Origin of the sequence: Aggregatibacter sp. 2125159857 (assembly GCF_017798005.1) — a bacterium.
In the GTDB taxonomy this organism is placed as follows: domain Bacteria; phylum Pseudomonadota; class Gammaproteobacteria; order Enterobacterales; family Pasteurellaceae; genus Aggregatibacter.
The window spans coordinates 433,793-451,343 of sequence record NZ_CP072548.1 but is presented as its reverse complement, the minus strand read 5'-3'; the positions used below and the strand labels follow the sequence as shown (position 1 = coordinate 451,343).

The following is a 17,551-nucleotide window of genomic DNA, read 5'->3' as shown; positions in this document are numbered from 1 at the left end:
TTAATAACTTCTATCTACCGATAAATAGGCCAAAGAAATTAACGCTTGTTTATATTCGCTTTCCGGCAAAACTTGAATCGCATCAACGGCTTTTTGCGCTTCTTGTTTAGCGCGACCCATCGCGTAATCAAGGGATTTATGCTCAGCCATAATGGCTAACACCTCATCAATGGCCTCGCGTTTTCCGCCTTGCTCAATAGCCTCACGAATTAATGCGGCTTGTTGCTCATTGCCGTGGTGCATCGCGTGTAATAAAGGAAGGGTCGGTTTGCCTTCAGCTAAATCATCGCCCACATTTTTCCCAAGCGCTTTGGCATTCGCGCTGTAATCCAACACATCATCCACCAACTGGAATGCCGTACCGAGATAACGACCGTAATTCTGTAATGCTTTTTCCTGCTCGTCATCCGCATCGGCAATGATTGCGGCAGCTTGCGCCGCCACCTCAAATAAACGAGCGGTTTTGCTGTAAATTACCCGCATATAATTTTCTTCGCTGGTTTGCGGATCGTTCACATTCATTAATTGTTGCACTTCGCCTTCTGCCAACACATTGGTGGCGTCCGCCATAATGCGCAAAATTTTTAACGATTCCAGCTGAGCAACCAATTGGAACGCGCGGGTATAAATGAAATCGCCCACCAACACGCTTGCGGCATTACCAAACTCCGCATTGGCTGTGGCACGTCCGCGACGCATATCCGATTCATCGACGACATCATCATGCAACAAAGATGCCGTGTGAATAAATTCGACAAAGGTAGCGCACGTAATGGCTTTTTGCCCTTCAAAACCCAAGGCTCTTGCCGCCAACACAGCGATTAAGGGACGAATGCGTTTGCCACCACCTTGCACAATGTAGAATCCCAATTGATTAATCAACACCACATCTGAGTTCAGTTGGGCTAAAATCGATTCGTTCACTTTTTGCATATCCGCTTGGCTTAACGCCTGGATCGCATTCATATCCATTAAGTTTGTTGTCTTCATTTTGGTCAATTTGGGCTACATAAGGCCGGTTACGTTAAAACTGAGGCATAAAGTGCGGTCGATTTTACCTGATTTTTTAGGCTTTCTGAAATCGTTCCGGAAAATTTGTGGGATTTTTTATTTTCTTTTAAAGAAGTCCTTGCCATAAGGCAAATTTTTACGTAGAATTTGCGCCCTATTTATATGAATTTTATGTGCGAAATGAAACAACATTAGAGCACAATGATAGCGGAGTATTTATGTACGCAGTTTTCCAAAGTGGCGGTAAACAACACCGAGTAAGCGAAGGTCAAGTGGTTCGTTTAGAAAAACTTGAACTTGCAACTGGCGCAACAGTTGAATTCGATTCAGTGTTGATGGTCGTTAATGGTGAAGATGTTAAAATCGGTGCCCCAGTCGTTGCTGGTGCAAAAGTAGTGGCTGAAGTAGTTGCGCAAGGTCGTGGCGATAAAGTAAAAATCGTTAAGTTCCGTCGTCGTAAACACAGCCGTAAACAACAAGGTCATCGTCAGTGGTTCACAGAAGTGAAAATCACTGGGATTCAAGCATAATTTCAGAGGAGATCAAGTAGATGGCAACTAAAAAAGCTGGTGGTTCAACTCGTAACGGTCGTGATTCTGAAGCTAAACGCCTTGGTGTTAAACGTTTCGGTGGCGAATCTGTATTAGCAGGTAGCATCATCGTTCGTCAACGTGGTACTAAATTCCACGCAGGCAACAACGTTGGAATGGGACGTGACCACACCTTATTTGCGACAGCCGATGGTAAAGTAAAATTTGAAGTAAAAGGCGAGAAAAGCCGTAAATACGTAAGTATCGTTACTGAATAATTTTACACTGAGAACAAATAAATACCCTGCAAAAGCAGGGTATTTTTTTAGGTTATTTCAATCATCAAATCCGCACCCAATTTACGCTTCAATCAGTTTTTACGCTACAAGCAGTTAATTCATCCCCCCCTCAAAGTGCGGTCAAAAATAATTACATTTTTTCTAATCTAAAATAGCCAATACACTTTCCGGCGGGCGCCCTATTTTGGCTTTATTGTCGTTAATAAGAATGGGGCGTTCTAAAAGTGAGGAATGCTGACTAATCGCTTGCAAAAGCGCCTCTTGACTCAAACTCGGGTTATCCAGACCCAGTTCACCATATAACGCGTCTTTTGTTCGCATCATTTGTCGAATATCGCTAATACCTAATTTATCTGCAAGATGCTGTAATTCAGCCGGGGTATAAGTGTTTTGCAAATAAAGCTCAATTTTAGGATGAATATGGCGCTGTTCTAATAAAGCTAATGTTTCACGGCTTTTTGAACAACGAGGATTATGAAAAAGAATAAGTGACATGGAAATTCCTTCTGTATATGTGATTCGCTCAAATTTTAACTTATAATCGTACCCGTTTTACAGAGGTATTTATTATGATTGAAATGTTAAAAACGTGGTACGTTCGTCGTTTCAGCGATCCGCAAGCGATGGGATTATTTGCCATTTTGTTATTTGGCTTTATCTTAATCTATTTTTTGAGTGATTTGATTGCACCCTTGCTCGTTGCCATTGTGCTTGCTTATCTTTTAGAATGGCCCGTTCGTTGGTTAAATACGCGCTTAAAATGTCCAAGACTACTCGCTAGCACCATTATTTTAGGTGGATTTATCGGCTTGGTTTTCTTAATTGTTGTCGTTTTAATCCCTAATCTATGGGGACAAATGGCGGGATTATTAGGCGATTTACCACATATGTTCAATAAATTTAATGAATGGCTGCTCTCCTTGCCGGAACACTACCCGGAATTAATTGACTATCAAATGGTTGATTCTATTTTCAGTTCCGTGCGTACTAAAATTCTCGGTTTAGGCGAATCTGCCTTAAAACTCTCTCTTTCCTCGATCATGAACTTGGTGACATTGGGGATTTATTCTTTTCTTGTGCCGTTAATGATTTTTTTCTTGCTGAAAGATAAAGAACAATTAATTGCCGGCGTCAGCCGTTTTCTACCGCGTAACCGAACATTAGCCTCTGTGGTTTGGTTAGAAATGCAACAACAAATCGCCAATTATATTCGTGGAAAATTAATGGAAATTTTGGTGGTCACCATCATCACCTACGCCACCTTTCTCATTTTCGGCTTAAATTACCCATTATTATTAGCCGTAGCGGTCGGACTTTCCGTATTAGTGCCTTATATCGGTGCGGTGTTAGTGACCATTCCTGTCGTGCTGGTTGCGATTTTTCAGTTCGGTGATACCCATACGTTTTGGTACATCGTGATCACATTTATCATCACACAGCTCTTAGACGGTAACCTACTTGTGCCTTTTCTTTTTTCGGAAGCCGTGAATTTACATCCGCTGATTATCATTATTGCGGTGCTTATTTTTGGCGGCTTGTGGGGATTCTGGGGGGTATTTTTCGCAATTCCGCTCGCCACACTGGTTAAAGCCGTTGTCAATGCTTGGCCTTCCAATGAAACATAAGGAAGGCTCAAAGCCATCGCCTAGAGACGACATAATGCGATAAAATAGAGCGTCATCTACGTTAAAGTACGCGTAATAACACCGGTTGGTAAGCCGATTTACGGTTCAGTTTTTGGGCATACCAGCGCACACCAAGAAAGGAAAGTGCGGTGGAAATAAAAATAAAAAATACACTGACAAGCTCGTGACTCAACAACGAATCAAACAACAGCGTGCTGAATAATAAGGTGAACAACGGAACACAATACATCAGTAACGCCGATTTGATCAAGGAATGTTCAGACAAACCAATCTCCACCCGCTGCCCAACTTTTAGCGGGGTAATGGTTTCAATGGTGAAAATATGCTCACCACGCGCACCGCTACCGGTTAATTCCGATAATGCGGAATTTCCACAAGCGGATTTCGCTGCACAACTGCCACACGCGCTTTGTGATTGGCATTTGACTTTCGCCTTGCCGGATTCGTATTCAATCACGACCGCACTTTCTGTCAACATAATAAGCCTGTTTAGTTTTTGTTAAATTGAATGTCTTGCACAATACGTTTTGCCGTAGAAATCGGTAATTGCCCAATAATTGTCACCTCTTTATTGCCCACGGTTTCGTTATAAATCGTGTATGCGCCTTGTCGCCACGTATTGTCCGGCTGTGTATTTTCAGTCATTTTATCAGATACATATAACGTAAAAGAAAAAAGTCCGTCGCTATAAAGTTGTGATTCAATTTTATCATTGCTATCACGTTCAATACTACGATTTACCGCTTTAAAACCTTGTGGCAACCAACCCGGCGCCCAAGTAAAGTTTGGCGTTTGATTGGCATTTTTATCCATTAATAACGGAGGGAAAGCCACTTGATTGAAATAATCCACTAAGCCTGAAATTCCATTTCCCACATACACATTAACGACACGGAATTGATCCAATAAATTGCCATCGCGATCCAACATATCGCTGCGCAACAACAAGTTATTCTCTTCATCAATAAAAGCAACATATTGATAACGAAAATCGTCTTTCGGCAAAATTCGAATGGTTTGCACCACATGATCCGCTACGCGATTACGCCCGATATTCACAAAATCATAGTATTGCTCCAAGGTATCAAAATTCGCACGAATGAGTGGCGGCAAATTATCGGTAATTCCTTCACTGTTAATGCTAAAGGGTTGATAGTTTGGCTGGAAATAGCTAATTAATTTATCGCGTTGAATAATTTCTTGTTGAGCGCCATCAAGTGTCACTAATTGCGCAAATGTTTTGCCGTTCACTTTAAAATGACGATAACGCAACGAATCCATATTGGACGGCGTGGTTTGCACAAAAGAAAACTCATAATTGAGCTGATCGGCGGCTTTCTTCATTTCCTGCAACAACTGTTTCGCCGAAAGCGTTTCGGCACCGACAGAAGAAAATGAAGTACTGAGTAAGAAAAAAAGTGCGGTGGTTTTTAAAAATGTTTTTAACATGATCAAATTCCTAATAAACAAATTCACCACCCAAAATGGTGGTGAATTCTTATAAAATGGTCATCCCGAAACACAGGATTATTTATTGTTGCGGTTTTGTCCCAAATTGATGGAATCCGCATAAACCCGGCGTTGTAGTTCATAACTTTGCAACATCGCACCAATACGCTTATTTTTTTGCTCAAGCTGCTCAGCTGTCATCACATCTTTGCTTGGCGCATTGTAACTCACTTCTTGCACACCATTGTTAAAAGGCAGGGTCTGTAATACTGGCGCATCCACCGCACTTTGAACGGTAGATTTCGCATTAAAAGACTGCACGCCTAATACGGCTACCAAACACACGCTTGCTGCAACGGCAACCTGTGTTATCGGCATAAACCACGCTTTCAATTTTTGCATGAACGGCGTATTTTCCACTTCCTGTGGCAACGGTTGAGACGTCATTGCGTTAGGCACTTGAATCTCTTCTGTTGCAATTAAGCTTTCCATTTTGGCGGTGAAATCAGCGCCTAATACAACATTCGATTCTTGACGCATAATAGAACGAATGGTGTGAAAATCTTCCCAACTTTCCTGCAATTCCGCATCTTGGCATAATTGTTCGGTGAACGTAGGATTCACTTGCTCACCGTCCATATATGCTGAAAGTAATTCTTTTTGCATTTTTTACTCCGACTCACCGTAGTGGTATTCTTAATTTTCAATTAACGTTGTAAAAGCGGTTTGACCTTGCTTTCAATAATTTCACGTGCTCTAAAAATTCGTGATCTGACCGTCCCCACCGGACATTCCATAATTTCCGCAATTTCTTCGTAACTCAATCCTTCAATTTCGCGCAAAGTAATTGCTGTGCGTAAATCTTCTTGTAAGCCTTTAATGGTATCAAACACAATTTTCTTTAATTCGTTAGATAACATTTCGTTTTCAGGTGTTGCCACATCCCGTAAATTCGATCCGACATCGTAAGACTCTGCCTCTTCAGCCAAAATATCTTCATTTGGAGGACGGCGACCCTGTGCCGTTAAATAATTTTTTGCAGTATTTACTGCGATTCTATATAGCCAAGTATAAAAAGCACTATCACCACGAAAAGCACCGATAGAACGGTAGGCTTTTATAAATGATTCTTGTACAACATCGGGAATATCATTCGGTGAAACGTACCGCGTTAACAATCCGGCGACTCTATTTTGATAACGCGATACCAACAAATTGAAAGCTTTCTTATCTCCCTGCTGCACCCTTTCTACCAAAGCTTGATCTGTTAGCTGTTCAGCCATATCACCTCAAATATTACGTCTCACAAACTTTAATTTCAAAGCCAGCAAGCTTACAGCAAATTAGACGAAATGAATAAAAAAAAGTTCAGTTCTTTTATAAAAATGAATAAAATAATGCAAATCAATGTGTTAGATTAAGCTTTTGCTGAATTTCCTGTACCATGTCAGCCAATTGCGGATCCGCAATTTCGCCATGATTAAAGAACCAAGAAAACAACTGCAAATCACTGCAAGCCAACAAGCGAACAAAAATGGCTTTTTTATGCTCGCTTAACTGCTCAAAATGCTGTTTATAAAACGGCATGATGACCTTATCCAACTCCAGCATCCCACGCCGACAATCCCATTCAATACGCAACGGATCGTAATTTTTCATGTTATTCTCCAATCAAATACATTCGCCTTTTCCGAAGTGGATAGAAAGTGCCTATTCTCTGAAATCAAATCCGGCGCATTTCCACACCGTATTTTAACGCTATTCCTTTAGTTTAACTTGAATGCATACATAATTATAGTGATGAATAGATCGAGATTTGAAGTCGCTCAAAAAATATAAAAAAATCACCGCACTTTATACCTCAAAAATCATAAAAAAGAGCAACACAGCCTAACTGCGTTGCTCTTTGAATTGCTCAATTTATTCGAGCTATTTTTTCTTCGGTCTTTCCCAACCTTGCACGTGTTTTTGTGGCACACGGGTGGTGACCAGTTCGTCGCGTTTAACATCGTAGCGGATAGTGGAACCGGCGCCAATTGTTGCACCGCTTTCAATCGTCACTGGCGCGATAAGTTGGCTATCGGAGCCGACAAAGACGTTATCGCCGATAGTGGTTTTAAATTTATTGGCACCATCGTAGTTACAGGTAATCACGCCTGCGCCGATATTACAATTTTGACCAATTTCCGCATCGCCCACATAGGTTAAGTGGTTCACTTTGGATCCCTTGCCGATTTGTGCTTTTTTAATTTCCACAAAGTTGCCCACATGGGTGTTTTCTGCTAATTCTGCGCCCGGGCGTAAGCGAGAGAATGGGCCGATAGCCGCATTGGCGCCCACAGTGGCATCTTCCAATACAGAATACGGTTTGATTTCCACATCATCGCCGATATCACAGTTCGTCAGCACACAGCCGGCACCGATTTTCACCCGATTTCCCAACCGCACTTTGCCGTTTAAAATCACGTTAACATCTATTTCAACATCCTTGCCGTGAGTCAAGTTACCACGCAAATCAAAACGCTCAGGATCTAACAGCATCACGCCTGCCAACATCAGTTTATCCGCTTGTTTACGCTGAAAATAACGCTCCATGCGCGCTAATTGTTGACGGTTATTAATACCTTCAACTTCCATAAAATCCTCAGCTTGTACTGCAACAACAGCACGCCCATCACGATTTGCTAGCCCAATGACATCTGTAATGTAATACTCGCCTTGCGCATTATTATTGTCTAACTGAGCAAGCCATTTCTTAAAACTCGCGCCGTCAGCAACCAAAACCCCCGTATTGATCTCACGAATCTCCCGTTGTTCCGGTGAGGCATCTTTTTGCTCCACAATCCCAATGACTTTACCGTTTTCACGTAAAATTCGGCCATATCCTGTTGGGTTATCCAATACCACCGTTAAAACAGCAACGCCATTTTCAGGCTTGGCATTAATCAACTTTTGCAAGGTTTCAGGCGTGATCATCGGTCCATCGCCGTACACCATCAAAATATTTTCGTCATCCGCAAAAAACGGTGCAGCCTGTTGCATCGCATGCCCTGTGCCGAGCTGTTCTGTTTGCAAAACCCAATTCACCGGTTCCGCCGCCAAACGCTGTTGCATTAAATCGCCACCGTGTCCGTAAACCAAATGAATATTGCGCGCGCCAAGTTGTTTCGCTGTGTCAATAACGTGTTTCACCATCGGTTTGCCCGCAATCGGATGTAAGACTTTGGGTAAATCGGAATACATGCGGGTGCCTTTGCCGGCCGCCAAAATGACGACGCTGAGTGCTTGAGTTGTCATAAAAATGTCTCTTTTGTTCGCTAAAAATTGCGCACTAGTATATCATTCTTGGCATTTTGTAAAAGAATAAAAAACACCGCACGTCTTCCTGTTATTTTTCCCCATTTTACGCTATTCTATGCCGTATTTTCTCAGTTAAAACCCGCCAAAGTGCGGTCTATTTTTTAAGGTGATTTTTTATGCAAGAACAATATCGTCCTGATTTACTTGAGCCGGAAGTGCAAAAATTCTGGCAGGACAATAAAACTTTCAAAGCGGTACAAGATAACAACAAAGAAAAATATTACTGTCTTTCCATGTTGCCGTATCCATCCGGCCGTTTGCACATGGGGCATGTTCGTAATTACACCATCGGTGATGTGGTTTCCCGTTATCAACGCATGATTGGTAAAAACGTGTTACAACCGATGGGGTGGGATGCGTTTGGTTTACCGGCGGAAGGCGCAGCAGTAAAAAATAATACCGCCCCGGCAAAATGGACTTATGAAAATATTGCCTATATGAAAAACCAGTTGCAACTGTTGGGTTTCAGTTATGACTGGGATCGCGAAGTAACCACCTGCCGTCCGGAATATTATAAATGGGAACAATGGTTCTTTACCGAGTTATACAAAAAAGGCTTGGTGTATAAGAAAACCTCTACGGTGAACTGGTGCCCGAACGATAAAACCGTCTTGGCAAACGAGCAGGTGCATGAAGGTTGTTGCTGGCGCTGCGATACGCCGGTGGAACAAAAAGAAATTCCGCAATGGTTTATTAAAATTACCGACTATGCCGAGCAATTATTGAACTGCTTGGATGACTTGCCACAATGGCCGGATCAAGTCAAAACCATGCAACGTAACTGGATCGGTCGTTCTGAAGGCGTGGAAATCACCTTTGATATTAAAGACACCAACAAAAAATTAGCCGTTTATACCACCCGTCCGGACACGTTCTACGGCGTGAGTTATGTGGCGGTAGCGGCAGCTCATCCATTGGCGACACTTGCTGCGCAAAATAATCCTGAATTAGCAGAGTTCATTCAAGAAGCGAAAAACGCTAAAGTTGCGGAAGCGGACATTGCCACCATGGAGAAAAAAGGTATGGCTACCGGTTTGTATGCGGTGCATCCGTTAACCGGTGAACAAGTGCCTGTGTGGGTGGCGAACTTTGTATTAATGCATTATGGCACCGGTGCCGTGATGGCTGTACCGGCGCACGATCAGCGCGACTATGAATTCGCACAAAAATACGGTTTGGCAGTGAAACAAGTGATCGAACCGATGAACGGTGAAGAAATTGATTTAACCAAACAAGCCTTTACCGAACATGGCAAACTGATTCACTCCGGTGAGTTTGATGGCCTGCCATTTGATGCGGCATTTAATGGCATTGCCGACAAATTAGAAAAATTAGGCGTGGGCAAACGCCAAGTGAATTACCGTTTACGCGACTGGGGCGTCTCCCGTCAACGTTATTGGGGCGCGCCGATTCCAATGTTAACCTTGGAAAATGGTGATGTAGTGCCGGTGCCAATGGAAGATTTACCCATCATCCTGCCGGAAGATGTGGTAATGAATGGCGTGAACAGCCCGATTAAAGCGGATCCTGAATGGGCAAAAACCACCTATCAAGGCAAGCCGGCGTTAAAAGAAACCGACACCTTCGACACCTTTATGGAATCCTCTTGGTATTACGCCCGTTACACTTGCCCAGAATATCAACAAGGCATGTTAAATAGCGAAGAAGCGAACTACTGGTTGCCTGTGGATCAATATATCGGCGGTATTGAGCATGCGACCATGCATTTATTGTATTTCCGCTTCTTCCATAAATTATTGCGTGATGCAGGCTTTGTCACCAGTGATGAACCGGCGAATAAATTGTTATGCCAAGGCATGGTGTTAGCGGATGCGTTCTATTACACCAGCCCGACCAACGAGCGTATCTGGGTTTCGCCAACCAAAGTGACTTTAGAGCGTGACGACAAAGGTCGTATCGTGAAAGCGGTGGATGATGAAGGTCATGAGTTGGTGCACGCCGGTATGACGAAAATGTCAAAATCCAAAAACAACGGTATTGACCCACAAGAAATGGTGGAAAAATACGGCGCGGACACTGTGCGCTTGTTCATGATGTTTGCCTCTCCTGCGGAAATGACCTTGGAATGGCAAGAATCCGGTGTGGAAGGCGCGAAACGTTTCTTAGCACGCGTATGGAATTTGGTGTTTGAATACAGCAAAAATCCGACAAAAACAACCGTTAATCCGACCGCACTTTCTAGCACTCAAAAAGCGTTACGTCGTGATGTCCACAAAACCATCGCAAAAGTCAGTGATGACATTGGTCGTCGTCAAACGTTCAATACGGCGATTGCGGCAGTCATGGAATTAATGAACAAATTGACCCGTGCGCCATTAGATGACGAGCAAGATCGTGCCATCATGGCGGAAGCCTTGAGCGCTGTCGTACGTATGCTTTATCCAATTACGCCCCACATTTGTTTCCGTTTATGGCAAGAATTAGGCAACCAAGACGCCATTGATTTTGCGCCATGGGTGGAAGCCGACCCTGACGCGATGATTGAAGATGAAAAATTGATTGTGGTTCAAGTGAACGGCAAAGTGCGTGGTAAAGTCACTGTGGCTGCAGAGGCAGACGAAGAAAGTGTGAAAGCGATCGCTTTTGCCGATGAGAACGTCAAACGTTTTACCGATGGAATGCAAATTGTTAAGGTAATTTACGTTGCCGGCAAATTGCTCAATGTTGTGGTGAAACCGCAGTAATTTAATCACAAACCGCACATAAAACGTGCGGTTTTTTTTACCTATACTTCACAAGCTCCTCAAAGAGCTTGTGAAAACTGACAACCGAAAATTAACATATAGGCGGATTATTTCTCCCCTCGTAGCGTGCAACTTGTTGCACGAAATTATGAATATCCGAAAGGATTAAATAACGTTCCGTGCGTGGTCTGGTCGTGCATCAAGATGCACGCTACGCATGAAATTGTGAATTACGCATCTAGGTTAATCATTCGTGCATCAAGATGCACGCTACGTACGAAATCGCGAATTACGTATCGAGGTGAATCATTCGTGTATCAAGCTGCACGCTACGTACGAAATCGCGAATTACACATAGAAGTTAATCTATTTTAGTGAATCGTAGCGTGCAACTTGTTGCACGAAATCGTGAATGTCCGAAAGGGTTAAATAACGTTCTGTGTGTGATTTGGTCGTGCATCAAGATGCACGCTACGCATGAAATCATGAATTACACATCGAGGTTAACTATTCGTGCAACAAGTTGCACGCTACGAGGGGAGAAATAATCCGACTATATGTTAAGTTTCGGTTGTCAGCCTTGTTCATTATATAGCAAGGATTTTTTCTATTCATCGCTTAAGCTATTTAGCTCCATACGCTATGCATATGGTTTTTATAGTCAGACTTTGTCTAGCTATAAAAAATGACCGCACTTAATGCAAAGTGCGGTCATTTTTTTTGTTATTTTTCGAGATCAAAACTCGTCTTCGCGTTCACCACTGCCCACATAATCCGCAAAATCCTCTTGATTAAAACCATGTGACAGCATGTATTGCCAAATTTTTTGGCGCATTTTCGGCGGTTGCTTTTCCTTATAATCAGGAAACTTTTTGCGTAACACATTTAACGCCAATGCCGACCAATCAATATCGCATTCACGGACAACCGCTTCAATGATTGTGCTTTCAATCCCTTTTAATTGACGCAATTCTTGTTTAATTCTATTCACACCATAGCCTCGTTGAGAACGGCTATTCAAATAACTTTCAGTAAAACGTTGATCACTTTGCCAGTTTTTTTGCTGGCAATGGGCAATGGCTTGGTCAATTTCTTCCTCAGAAAAGGCTTTTTCCTGCATTTTACAACGCAGTTCAAATTCGCTGTATTCACGGCGAGAAAGTAAATTCATCACATAATTAAGGGCAAGAGAGGACATATTGTGTCACTTGTGATTACCGTTAAAGGAACAGATAGAAAAAGTGCGGTCTTTTTTCACCGCACTTTACCTATCACTCATTTTATTCGAAATCAGCTTCAGCTGCTTCGTCTTCAACATCGGCGGTAATGGCCGTTTCCGGATGCGCTAACAATTCATCACGCAAAGTGCTTTCAATTAATTTCGCTTGCTCCGGATTCTCTTTTAACCATTTCATTGCATTGGTTTTACCCTGACCGATTTTCTCGTTTTCATAGGCATACCATGCACCGGCTTTGCTGATAAGTTTGTGTTTTACACCAAGATCAATCAATTCGCTTTCTTTAGAAATGCCTTCACCGTACAGAATTTGGAAATCCACTTGACGGAATGGCGGTGCGACTTTGTTTTTCACCACTTTGACGCGCGTTTCATTACCAATGACCTCATCGCCTTCTTTGATTGAGCCAACACGGCGAATATCCAAACGCACAGAGGCATAAAATTTCAGCGCATTACCACCGGTAGTGGTTTCCGGGTTACCAAACATCACGCCGATCTTCATACGAATTTGGTTGATGAAAATCACTAAGCAGTTGGCATTTTTAATTTGTCCGGTTAATTTACGCAACGCTTGAGACATGAGGCGCGCTTGCAAGCCCACATGAGAATCGCCCATGTCGCCTTCGATTTCCGCTTTCGGCGTTAAGGCCGCAACGGAGTCAACAATAATCACATCCACGGCACCGGAACGCACTAAGGCATCACAGATTTCTAACGCTTGCTCACCGTTATCCGGTTGAGAAACCAACAACTCTTTCACATCCACACCCAGTTTAGAGGCATAAATTGGGTCTAAGGCATGTTCCGCATCGATAAAGGCACAGGTTTTGCCTGCTTTTTGCGCTTCAGCGATCACAGAAAGCGTCAAGGTGGTTTTACCGGAAGATTCCGGGCCAAAAATTTCAACGATACGTCCCATTGGCAAACCGCCGATCCCTAATGCTAAGTCAAGACCGAAGGAGCCGGTGGAAATCGCTTCAATATCCAATTTTTGGCTGTCGCCTAATTTCATGATGGCGCCTTTACCAAATTGTTTTTCGATTTGACCTAACGCGGCGTCGAGCGCTTTTTGTTTTTCTTCTTGAGTTGCCATTTTTTACCTCGGGAAAATCATTATCAAAATTTGCGCTTATAATAACTGTATCAATATACAGTATCAAGTGAAATTTTGATCTTTTTAAAAATAATGTGACACAGCTTCCAAAACTGCATTCTTTTAGGGTTTATTCTGCTTGAGACATGATGTCTTCTATGCTTTCTTGGAGTGCCAACCAGTCAGCTTCTACCTCTTCCAACTGCTTTTTCACCTGCACTTGCTCGGCTAAAAGTGCGGTCAGTTTTGCTTTCATTTCTACGTCGTACAAACTCGGATCTGCCAGCGCCGTTTCAATCTGCTGCAACTTCGCCTCCAATTTTTCCATTTGAGTTTCCAGCTGCGTTGCCTGTTTGCGTAATGGTGCCAGTTGTTGGCGAAGTTCCGCTTCCTTACGTTTTTGTTCTTTACGATTGGCGGCAGAATTTTCATTTTCGCTGGGCTCATTTTGTGCTTTTATCACTGCCGGTTGTGCATTCTGCTCGTTCAGCCACTTCTGATAATCCGCCAAATCCCCTTTAAATTCTTCCACTTGCTTATCATGCACCAAATAGAATTCATCCACGGTATTGCGTAATAAATGGCGATCGTGCGAAACCAATACCAAAGAACCTTGATAATCCACCAACGCTTCGGTCAGTGCCTGACGCATATCCAAATCCAAGTGGTTGGTCGGTTCATCCAGCAACAGTAAATTAGGACGTTGCCACACAATAAGCGCCAGCACCAAACGCGCCTTTTCGCCTCCGGAAAAAGACGCCACCGGCTGATTGACTTTGTCGCCGTGAAAGGCAAATCCGCCTAAATAATCGCGCAGTTGTTGCTCTGTTTGTTGGGGCGCAATTTTTTGCAAATGCCACAAGGCGCTTTCATCCGCGCGCAACGTGTCTAATTGGTGCTGGGCGAAATAGCCTAATTGTACGCCTTTGGCTAATTGAATCGTGCCACCGGTCGGCGCAATTTCGCCTGCCAATAATTTAATTAAGGTGGATTTCCCTGCACCGTTTTTACCGAGCAACCCGATACGTGAACCGGGCACCAGATTCAGTTTAATTTTACTTAAAATTTCCACCGCACTTTCACCCGAACCATAACCTGCAGAGGCGTTTTCCATCATTAATAGCGGACTTGGCAGAGAGAACGGTTCGCGAAATTCAAAATGAAACGGATTATCCACATACGCCGGCGCAATTTTTTCCATGCGCTCCAATGCCTTTATGCGGCTTTGCGCCTGTTTGGCTTTGGTAGCTTTGGCTTTGAAACGGTCGATATAACGCTGCAAGTGATCAATTTTCAGTTGTTGCTGGCGATACATGGCATTTTGTTGCGCTAATTTCGTTGCCCGTTGCAATTCAAAGGAAGAATAATCGCCCGTGTATTCATTGAGTTTTTGTTGTTCAATATGCAAAATCTTGCCGACAATCGGGTCTAAAAAGTCGCGGTCGTGCGAGATCAGAATTAATGTCCCCTGATATTGTTTTAACCAACACTCCAACCAAATCACGGCGTCCAAATCTAAGTGGTTGGTGGGTTCATCGAGCAACAATAAATCAGAGCGACAAATCAAGGCTTGAGCCAAATTCAACCGCATCCGCCAACCACCGGAAAACGCCTTCACCGGCTGTTCCAATTCCGCCTGAGAAAATCCCAAACCATGCAATAATTCGCCGGCACGTGCTTCAATCGTCCAAGCATCAATGGCATCAAGTTGATTATGCAAAGTGGCTATCGCATTACCGTCATTGTCAGCGTTCGCTTGTTGCAATGCCTGTTGCAGACGGCTGTATTCACGGTCGCCCTGAATCACATAATCAATGGCGCGGCAATCCAGTGTGGGCGTTTCTTGATTCACCCACGCTAACGCCCACGTTGACGGAAAAGACACCTCACCACCTTCGGCGCTCATTTCATTTTTAAGCAACGCAAATAAGGACGATTTGCCACAACCATTTTTGCCGACTAAGCCAACTTTTTGTCCGGGATTAATGGTGGCATTGGCGTTTTCGAGGAGCGTAGTCAAGCCCCGTTTTAAGGTTAAATTTGTGAAAAAAAGCATTGGTTTATAACGAATTTAATATAAGATATCAGTTCATAAAATACGTAGGTTATTTTCCACTTTTTTATTGGAGTTGCCAATGTTTGATTCTCTCGTCGTTCAATTTGTCGTGCTATGGGCGGTTGTTGACCCGATTGGCTCCATTCCCGTCTATTTAACCAAAACCGTTGGCTTATCCGTGGAAGATCGCCGAAAAATCGCACGCAAAGCTGTGATGATTTCCGCCGGTATTTTGATTTTCTTCCTCATCGCGGGACAAGCCTTGTTAGAAGCCATGCAAATTCCCCTCACCGCCTTCCAAATTGCCGGTGGTTTGGTGTTATTGTTGTTCGCTTTGACCATGATTTTCGGTGAAGGCAAACCGGAACAAGAAATTAAACTCTCATCCAATCTCAACGAACTGGCCGTGTATCCGTTAGCTGTGCCGTCTATTGCCTCGCCCGGCGCGATGATGGCGATTGTGTTACTCACCGACAACCATCGTTTCAGCCTGTTCGATCAAACCATGACAACCTTAATCATGCTTTCTGTGTTGTTGATTACCTATCTTTTATTCCTCGCCGCCAATCGCATTCAACGCTGGATTGGTAACACCGGCGCTGCGGTAATTAGTCGCGTGATGGGGTTAATTTTAGCCGCCGTTGCCATTAATAATATGTTGGTGGGCATTCGTGATTTCTTTACACAAATGAGTTAAACATGAACTTAATTAATGCCAGTGCTTGTGAGCTGTTTAATCTTCCTTTTTTCCAATTTGCTCAAATGAAAAAATTTTGCCCGGAAGAGATTCCGCGCATTAAAGCTGACTATAAAGCTCATTGGGAAAACTGGAAAGCGACCATTTTGCAAGTGTCCACAGAACTCGGTGCGCCTTTTGCTAAACCGCATATTGAAAGTTGGACGAATGGGTGGCAGGTACGCGGACATTTTTTTGCTTATTTTAAGTATGAAGATCATCTTAATTCCGCGGCGATTTTATCGGTATTATTAAACTCTCGTCGTTTGTCCGTCAGTTTAGATTGGCATTGCTATCGCGCCGATCGTTCGCAAATTAATGTACAACAATATAACCAATGGCTTGAAAATATCGACTTTACTACCTTTGCGGAATTTGATATTTGGCGCGGTGATGAAAGTGAATACGATGATTTTCGTAAAGTCAAGACGCTTTCGCCGGCTGATTTAACGCTACGTTCTGACGATGATTTTTGGTGCATCGGGCGAAACGCAGAAAAAGCCGAACTGGATTCACTGGATGCGACCCAATTTATCGTTAATAGCATTCGTGAGCTCTTACCGCTGTATGAAGCCTGTCATCGCAAGTCAGCATAGAAAACATGGTCACCACCTCGTGAGGTAAATTTAATCTCGGCGTTCTCCTTGCACAGAAAACGTTCGCATTAACTGATGCATTTTCTGACAATTTTTATGAAACGCTCGGCAATAAGGACAAATCGCCAAATGCAGATAAACTTGTCCTTGTTCTAATAGGGTCAAGGGGTTTTCTTGATGCTTAGAAATTAATTGAGTCACTTGACGACATTTCATCGTTTTTCTCCGGCATTATCCGTTTGATCAAACCAATGGTGGGACAAACACGCTTGTAATTGTAAGCGGGCGCGGTATAGCAACACGTGCAAATTAGAGGTGGATAAATCACATTCTTGGCAAATTTGTTCACTTTGCATATCAAAATATTCTCGCATCATAAAAACACGCGCTTGCTGTGCCGGCAGATGATCCAAGCAGGCTTCAAAAATAATCCAAAACTCTTTTTTATATACCTGTTCTTGAGGTTCTTCCCACGTAGAAGGTAAAAATCGACTACGATCCCAATGCCCTTCTTGATCAAAAAACACATTGGGATCATCGTCATCACTCACCTCTGAAACCGTTACCACACGCTGCCGATACTTCAATAAATCAATAATCTGATTTTTCAAAATGGCAAAAAACCACGTTTTTAATGCAGCTGCACCTTTAAATGACGCCGCATGCTGATACGCCTTTGCCAGAGCTTCCTGCACCACATCTTCCGCCAAATCCTTATCGCGCAACTGCAGCAGTGCAAATTTTAACATTTGTTCCCGAATCGCTTGTATTTGCTGAGATGAAATCGATTGAAACGCCAACGGCATCGTTGAAGACATAAGAAAATCCGT

19 protein-coding genes are annotated in these 17,551 nt (G+C 43.2%); 6 read left to right on the top strand and 13 right to left on the bottom strand.

The genetic code is table 11. The features are described 5' to 3' along the window. Positions 1–972 (bottom strand): octaprenyl diphosphate synthase, encoded by a 972-nt coding sequence (ispB, locus tag J5X96_RS02375; protein ID WP_371812559.1) that lies wholly within the window; start codon positions 970–972, stop codon positions 1–3. A gap of 257 nt (positions 973–1,229) precedes the next feature. Here ispB and rplU point away from each other — a divergent pair, with 257 nt between their 5' ends. Then, the gene (rplU, locus tag J5X96_RS02370) at positions 1,230–1,541 is read left to right on the top strand and encodes a 50S ribosomal protein L21 (RefSeq protein WP_005695431.1); all 312 of its coding nucleotides are present in this window, start codon (positions 1,230–1,232) and stop codon (positions 1,539–1,541) included. 20 nt (positions 1,542–1,561) lie between these two features. Then, positions 1,562–1,819, top strand: a complete 258-nt coding sequence (gene rpmA, locus J5X96_RS02365; protein WP_005539872.1) for a 50S ribosomal protein L27 — start codon at positions 1,562–1,564, stop codon at positions 1,817–1,819. A gap of 162 nt (positions 1,820–1,981) precedes the next feature. Here rpmA and arsC read toward each other — a convergent pair whose 3' ends face one another. Further along, positions 1,982–2,335: an arsenate reductase (glutaredoxin) gene (gene arsC, locus J5X96_RS02360; protein ID WP_209364129.1), complete on the bottom strand. Its 354-nt coding sequence runs from the start codon at positions 2,333–2,335 to the stop codon at positions 1,982–1,984. A 74-nt stretch (positions 2,336–2,409) separates the two neighbouring features. On the opposite strand from arsC, the gene J5X96_RS02355 reads away from it, so the two are divergent. Further along, positions 2,410–3,465, top strand: coding sequence for an AI-2E family transporter (locus J5X96_RS02355; protein ID WP_021615487.1), 1,056 nt, complete (start codon positions 2,410–2,412; stop codon positions 3,463–3,465). 61 nt (positions 3,466–3,526) lie between these two features. Here J5X96_RS02355 and J5X96_RS02350 read toward each other — a convergent pair whose 3' ends face one another. The 6 genes from J5X96_RS02350 to glmU all read right to left on the bottom strand — a co-directional run bounded on the left by J5X96_RS02350 (position 3,527) and on the right by glmU (position 8,232). Continuing rightward, a complete protein-coding gene (locus J5X96_RS02350) occupies positions 3,527–3,964 on the bottom strand; it encodes a SoxR reducing system RseC family protein (RefSeq protein ID WP_209364127.1) in 438 nt (145 codons plus the stop codon). An 11-nt stretch (positions 3,965–3,975) separates the two neighbouring features. Then, the gene (rseB, locus tag J5X96_RS02345; RefSeq protein WP_021615489.1) at positions 3,976–4,935 is read right to left on the bottom strand and encodes a sigma-E factor regulatory protein RseB; all 960 of its coding nucleotides are present in this window, start codon (positions 4,933–4,935) and stop codon (positions 3,976–3,978) included. Positions 4,936–5,013: 78 nt separating this feature from the next. Continuing rightward, positions 5,014–5,601: a sigma-E factor negative regulatory protein gene (locus tag J5X96_RS02340; protein ID WP_021615490.1), complete on the bottom strand. Its 588-nt coding sequence runs from the start codon at positions 5,599–5,601 to the stop codon at positions 5,014–5,016. Between the two features lie 41 nt (positions 5,602–5,642). Then, positions 5,643–6,218: an RNA polymerase sigma factor RpoE gene (gene rpoE / locus J5X96_RS02335; protein WP_021615491.1), complete on the bottom strand. Its 576-nt coding sequence runs from the start codon at positions 6,216–6,218 to the stop codon at positions 5,643–5,645. 121 nt (positions 6,219–6,339) lie between these two features. Next, the gene (locus tag J5X96_RS02330) at positions 6,340–6,594 is read right to left on the bottom strand and encodes a succinate dehydrogenase assembly factor 2 (RefSeq protein ID WP_021615492.1); all 255 of its coding nucleotides are present in this window, start codon (positions 6,592–6,594) and stop codon (positions 6,340–6,342) included. A gap of 270 nt (positions 6,595–6,864) precedes the next feature. Continuing rightward, on the bottom strand, positions 6,865–8,232 hold the full coding sequence (gene glmU / locus J5X96_RS02325) for a bifunctional UDP-N-acetylglucosamine diphosphorylase/glucosamine-1-phosphate N-acetyltransferase GlmU (RefSeq protein WP_209364117.1): 1,368 nt from the start codon (positions 8,230–8,232) through the stop codon (positions 6,865–6,867). Positions 8,233–8,411: 179 nt separating this feature from the next. Between glmU and leuS the strand changes: the two genes are divergently transcribed. Then, on the top strand, positions 8,412–11,000 hold the full coding sequence (leuS, locus tag J5X96_RS02320; RefSeq protein ID WP_209364115.1) for a leucine--tRNA ligase: 2,589 nt from the start codon (positions 8,412–8,414) through the stop codon (positions 10,998–11,000). Positions 11,001–11,736: 736 nt separating this feature from the next. Here the strand turns inward: leuS and recX are convergent. From recX to J5X96_RS02305, 3 genes are all read right to left on the bottom strand, one after another. Continuing rightward, positions 11,737–12,198 carry a recombination regulator RecX gene (recX, locus tag J5X96_RS02315; RefSeq protein WP_209364113.1) on the bottom strand — a complete coding sequence of 154 codons (462 nt, stop codon included), beginning with the start codon at positions 12,196–12,198 and terminating at the stop codon, positions 11,737–11,739. Between the two features lie 82 nt (positions 12,199–12,280). Further along, positions 12,281–13,333 (bottom strand): recombinase RecA, encoded by a 1,053-nt coding sequence (gene recA / locus J5X96_RS02310; protein WP_209364110.1) that lies wholly within the window; start codon positions 13,331–13,333, stop codon positions 12,281–12,283. 130 nt (positions 13,334–13,463) lie between these two features. After that, on the bottom strand, positions 13,464–15,389 hold the full coding sequence (locus J5X96_RS02305) for an ABC transporter ATP-binding protein (protein WP_209364108.1): 1,926 nt from the start codon (positions 15,387–15,389) through the stop codon (positions 13,464–13,466). A gap of 79 nt (positions 15,390–15,468) precedes the next feature. On the opposite strand from J5X96_RS02305, the gene J5X96_RS02300 reads away from it, so the two are divergent. Together J5X96_RS02300 and J5X96_RS02295 are read left to right on the top strand one after the other, a co-directional pair. Further along, on the top strand, positions 15,469–16,086 hold the full coding sequence (locus J5X96_RS02300) for a MarC family protein (RefSeq protein ID WP_209364106.1): 618 nt from the start codon (positions 15,469–15,471) through the stop codon (positions 16,084–16,086). 2 nt (positions 16,087–16,088) lie between these two features. Next, positions 16,089–16,721 carry a glucose-6-phosphate 1-dehydrogenase family protein gene (locus J5X96_RS02295; protein WP_209364104.1) on the top strand — a complete coding sequence of 211 codons (633 nt, stop codon included), beginning with the start codon at positions 16,089–16,091 and terminating at the stop codon, positions 16,719–16,721. 30 nt (positions 16,722–16,751) lie between these two features. Here the strand turns inward: J5X96_RS02295 and J5X96_RS02290 are convergent, their stop codons facing one another. After that, positions 16,752–16,937, bottom strand: a complete 186-nt coding sequence (locus tag J5X96_RS02290; protein WP_209364102.1) for a zf-HC2 domain-containing protein — start codon at positions 16,935–16,937, stop codon at positions 16,752–16,754. Continuing rightward, complete coding sequence (locus J5X96_RS02285; protein ID WP_209364749.1) at positions 16,934–17,527, bottom strand: sigma-70 family RNA polymerase sigma factor; 594 nt, start codon at positions 17,525–17,527, stop codon at positions 16,934–16,936. The genes J5X96_RS02290 and J5X96_RS02285 overlap by 4 nt, the downstream gene beginning before the upstream one ends. Positions 17,528–17,551: the final 24 nt, after the last annotated feature.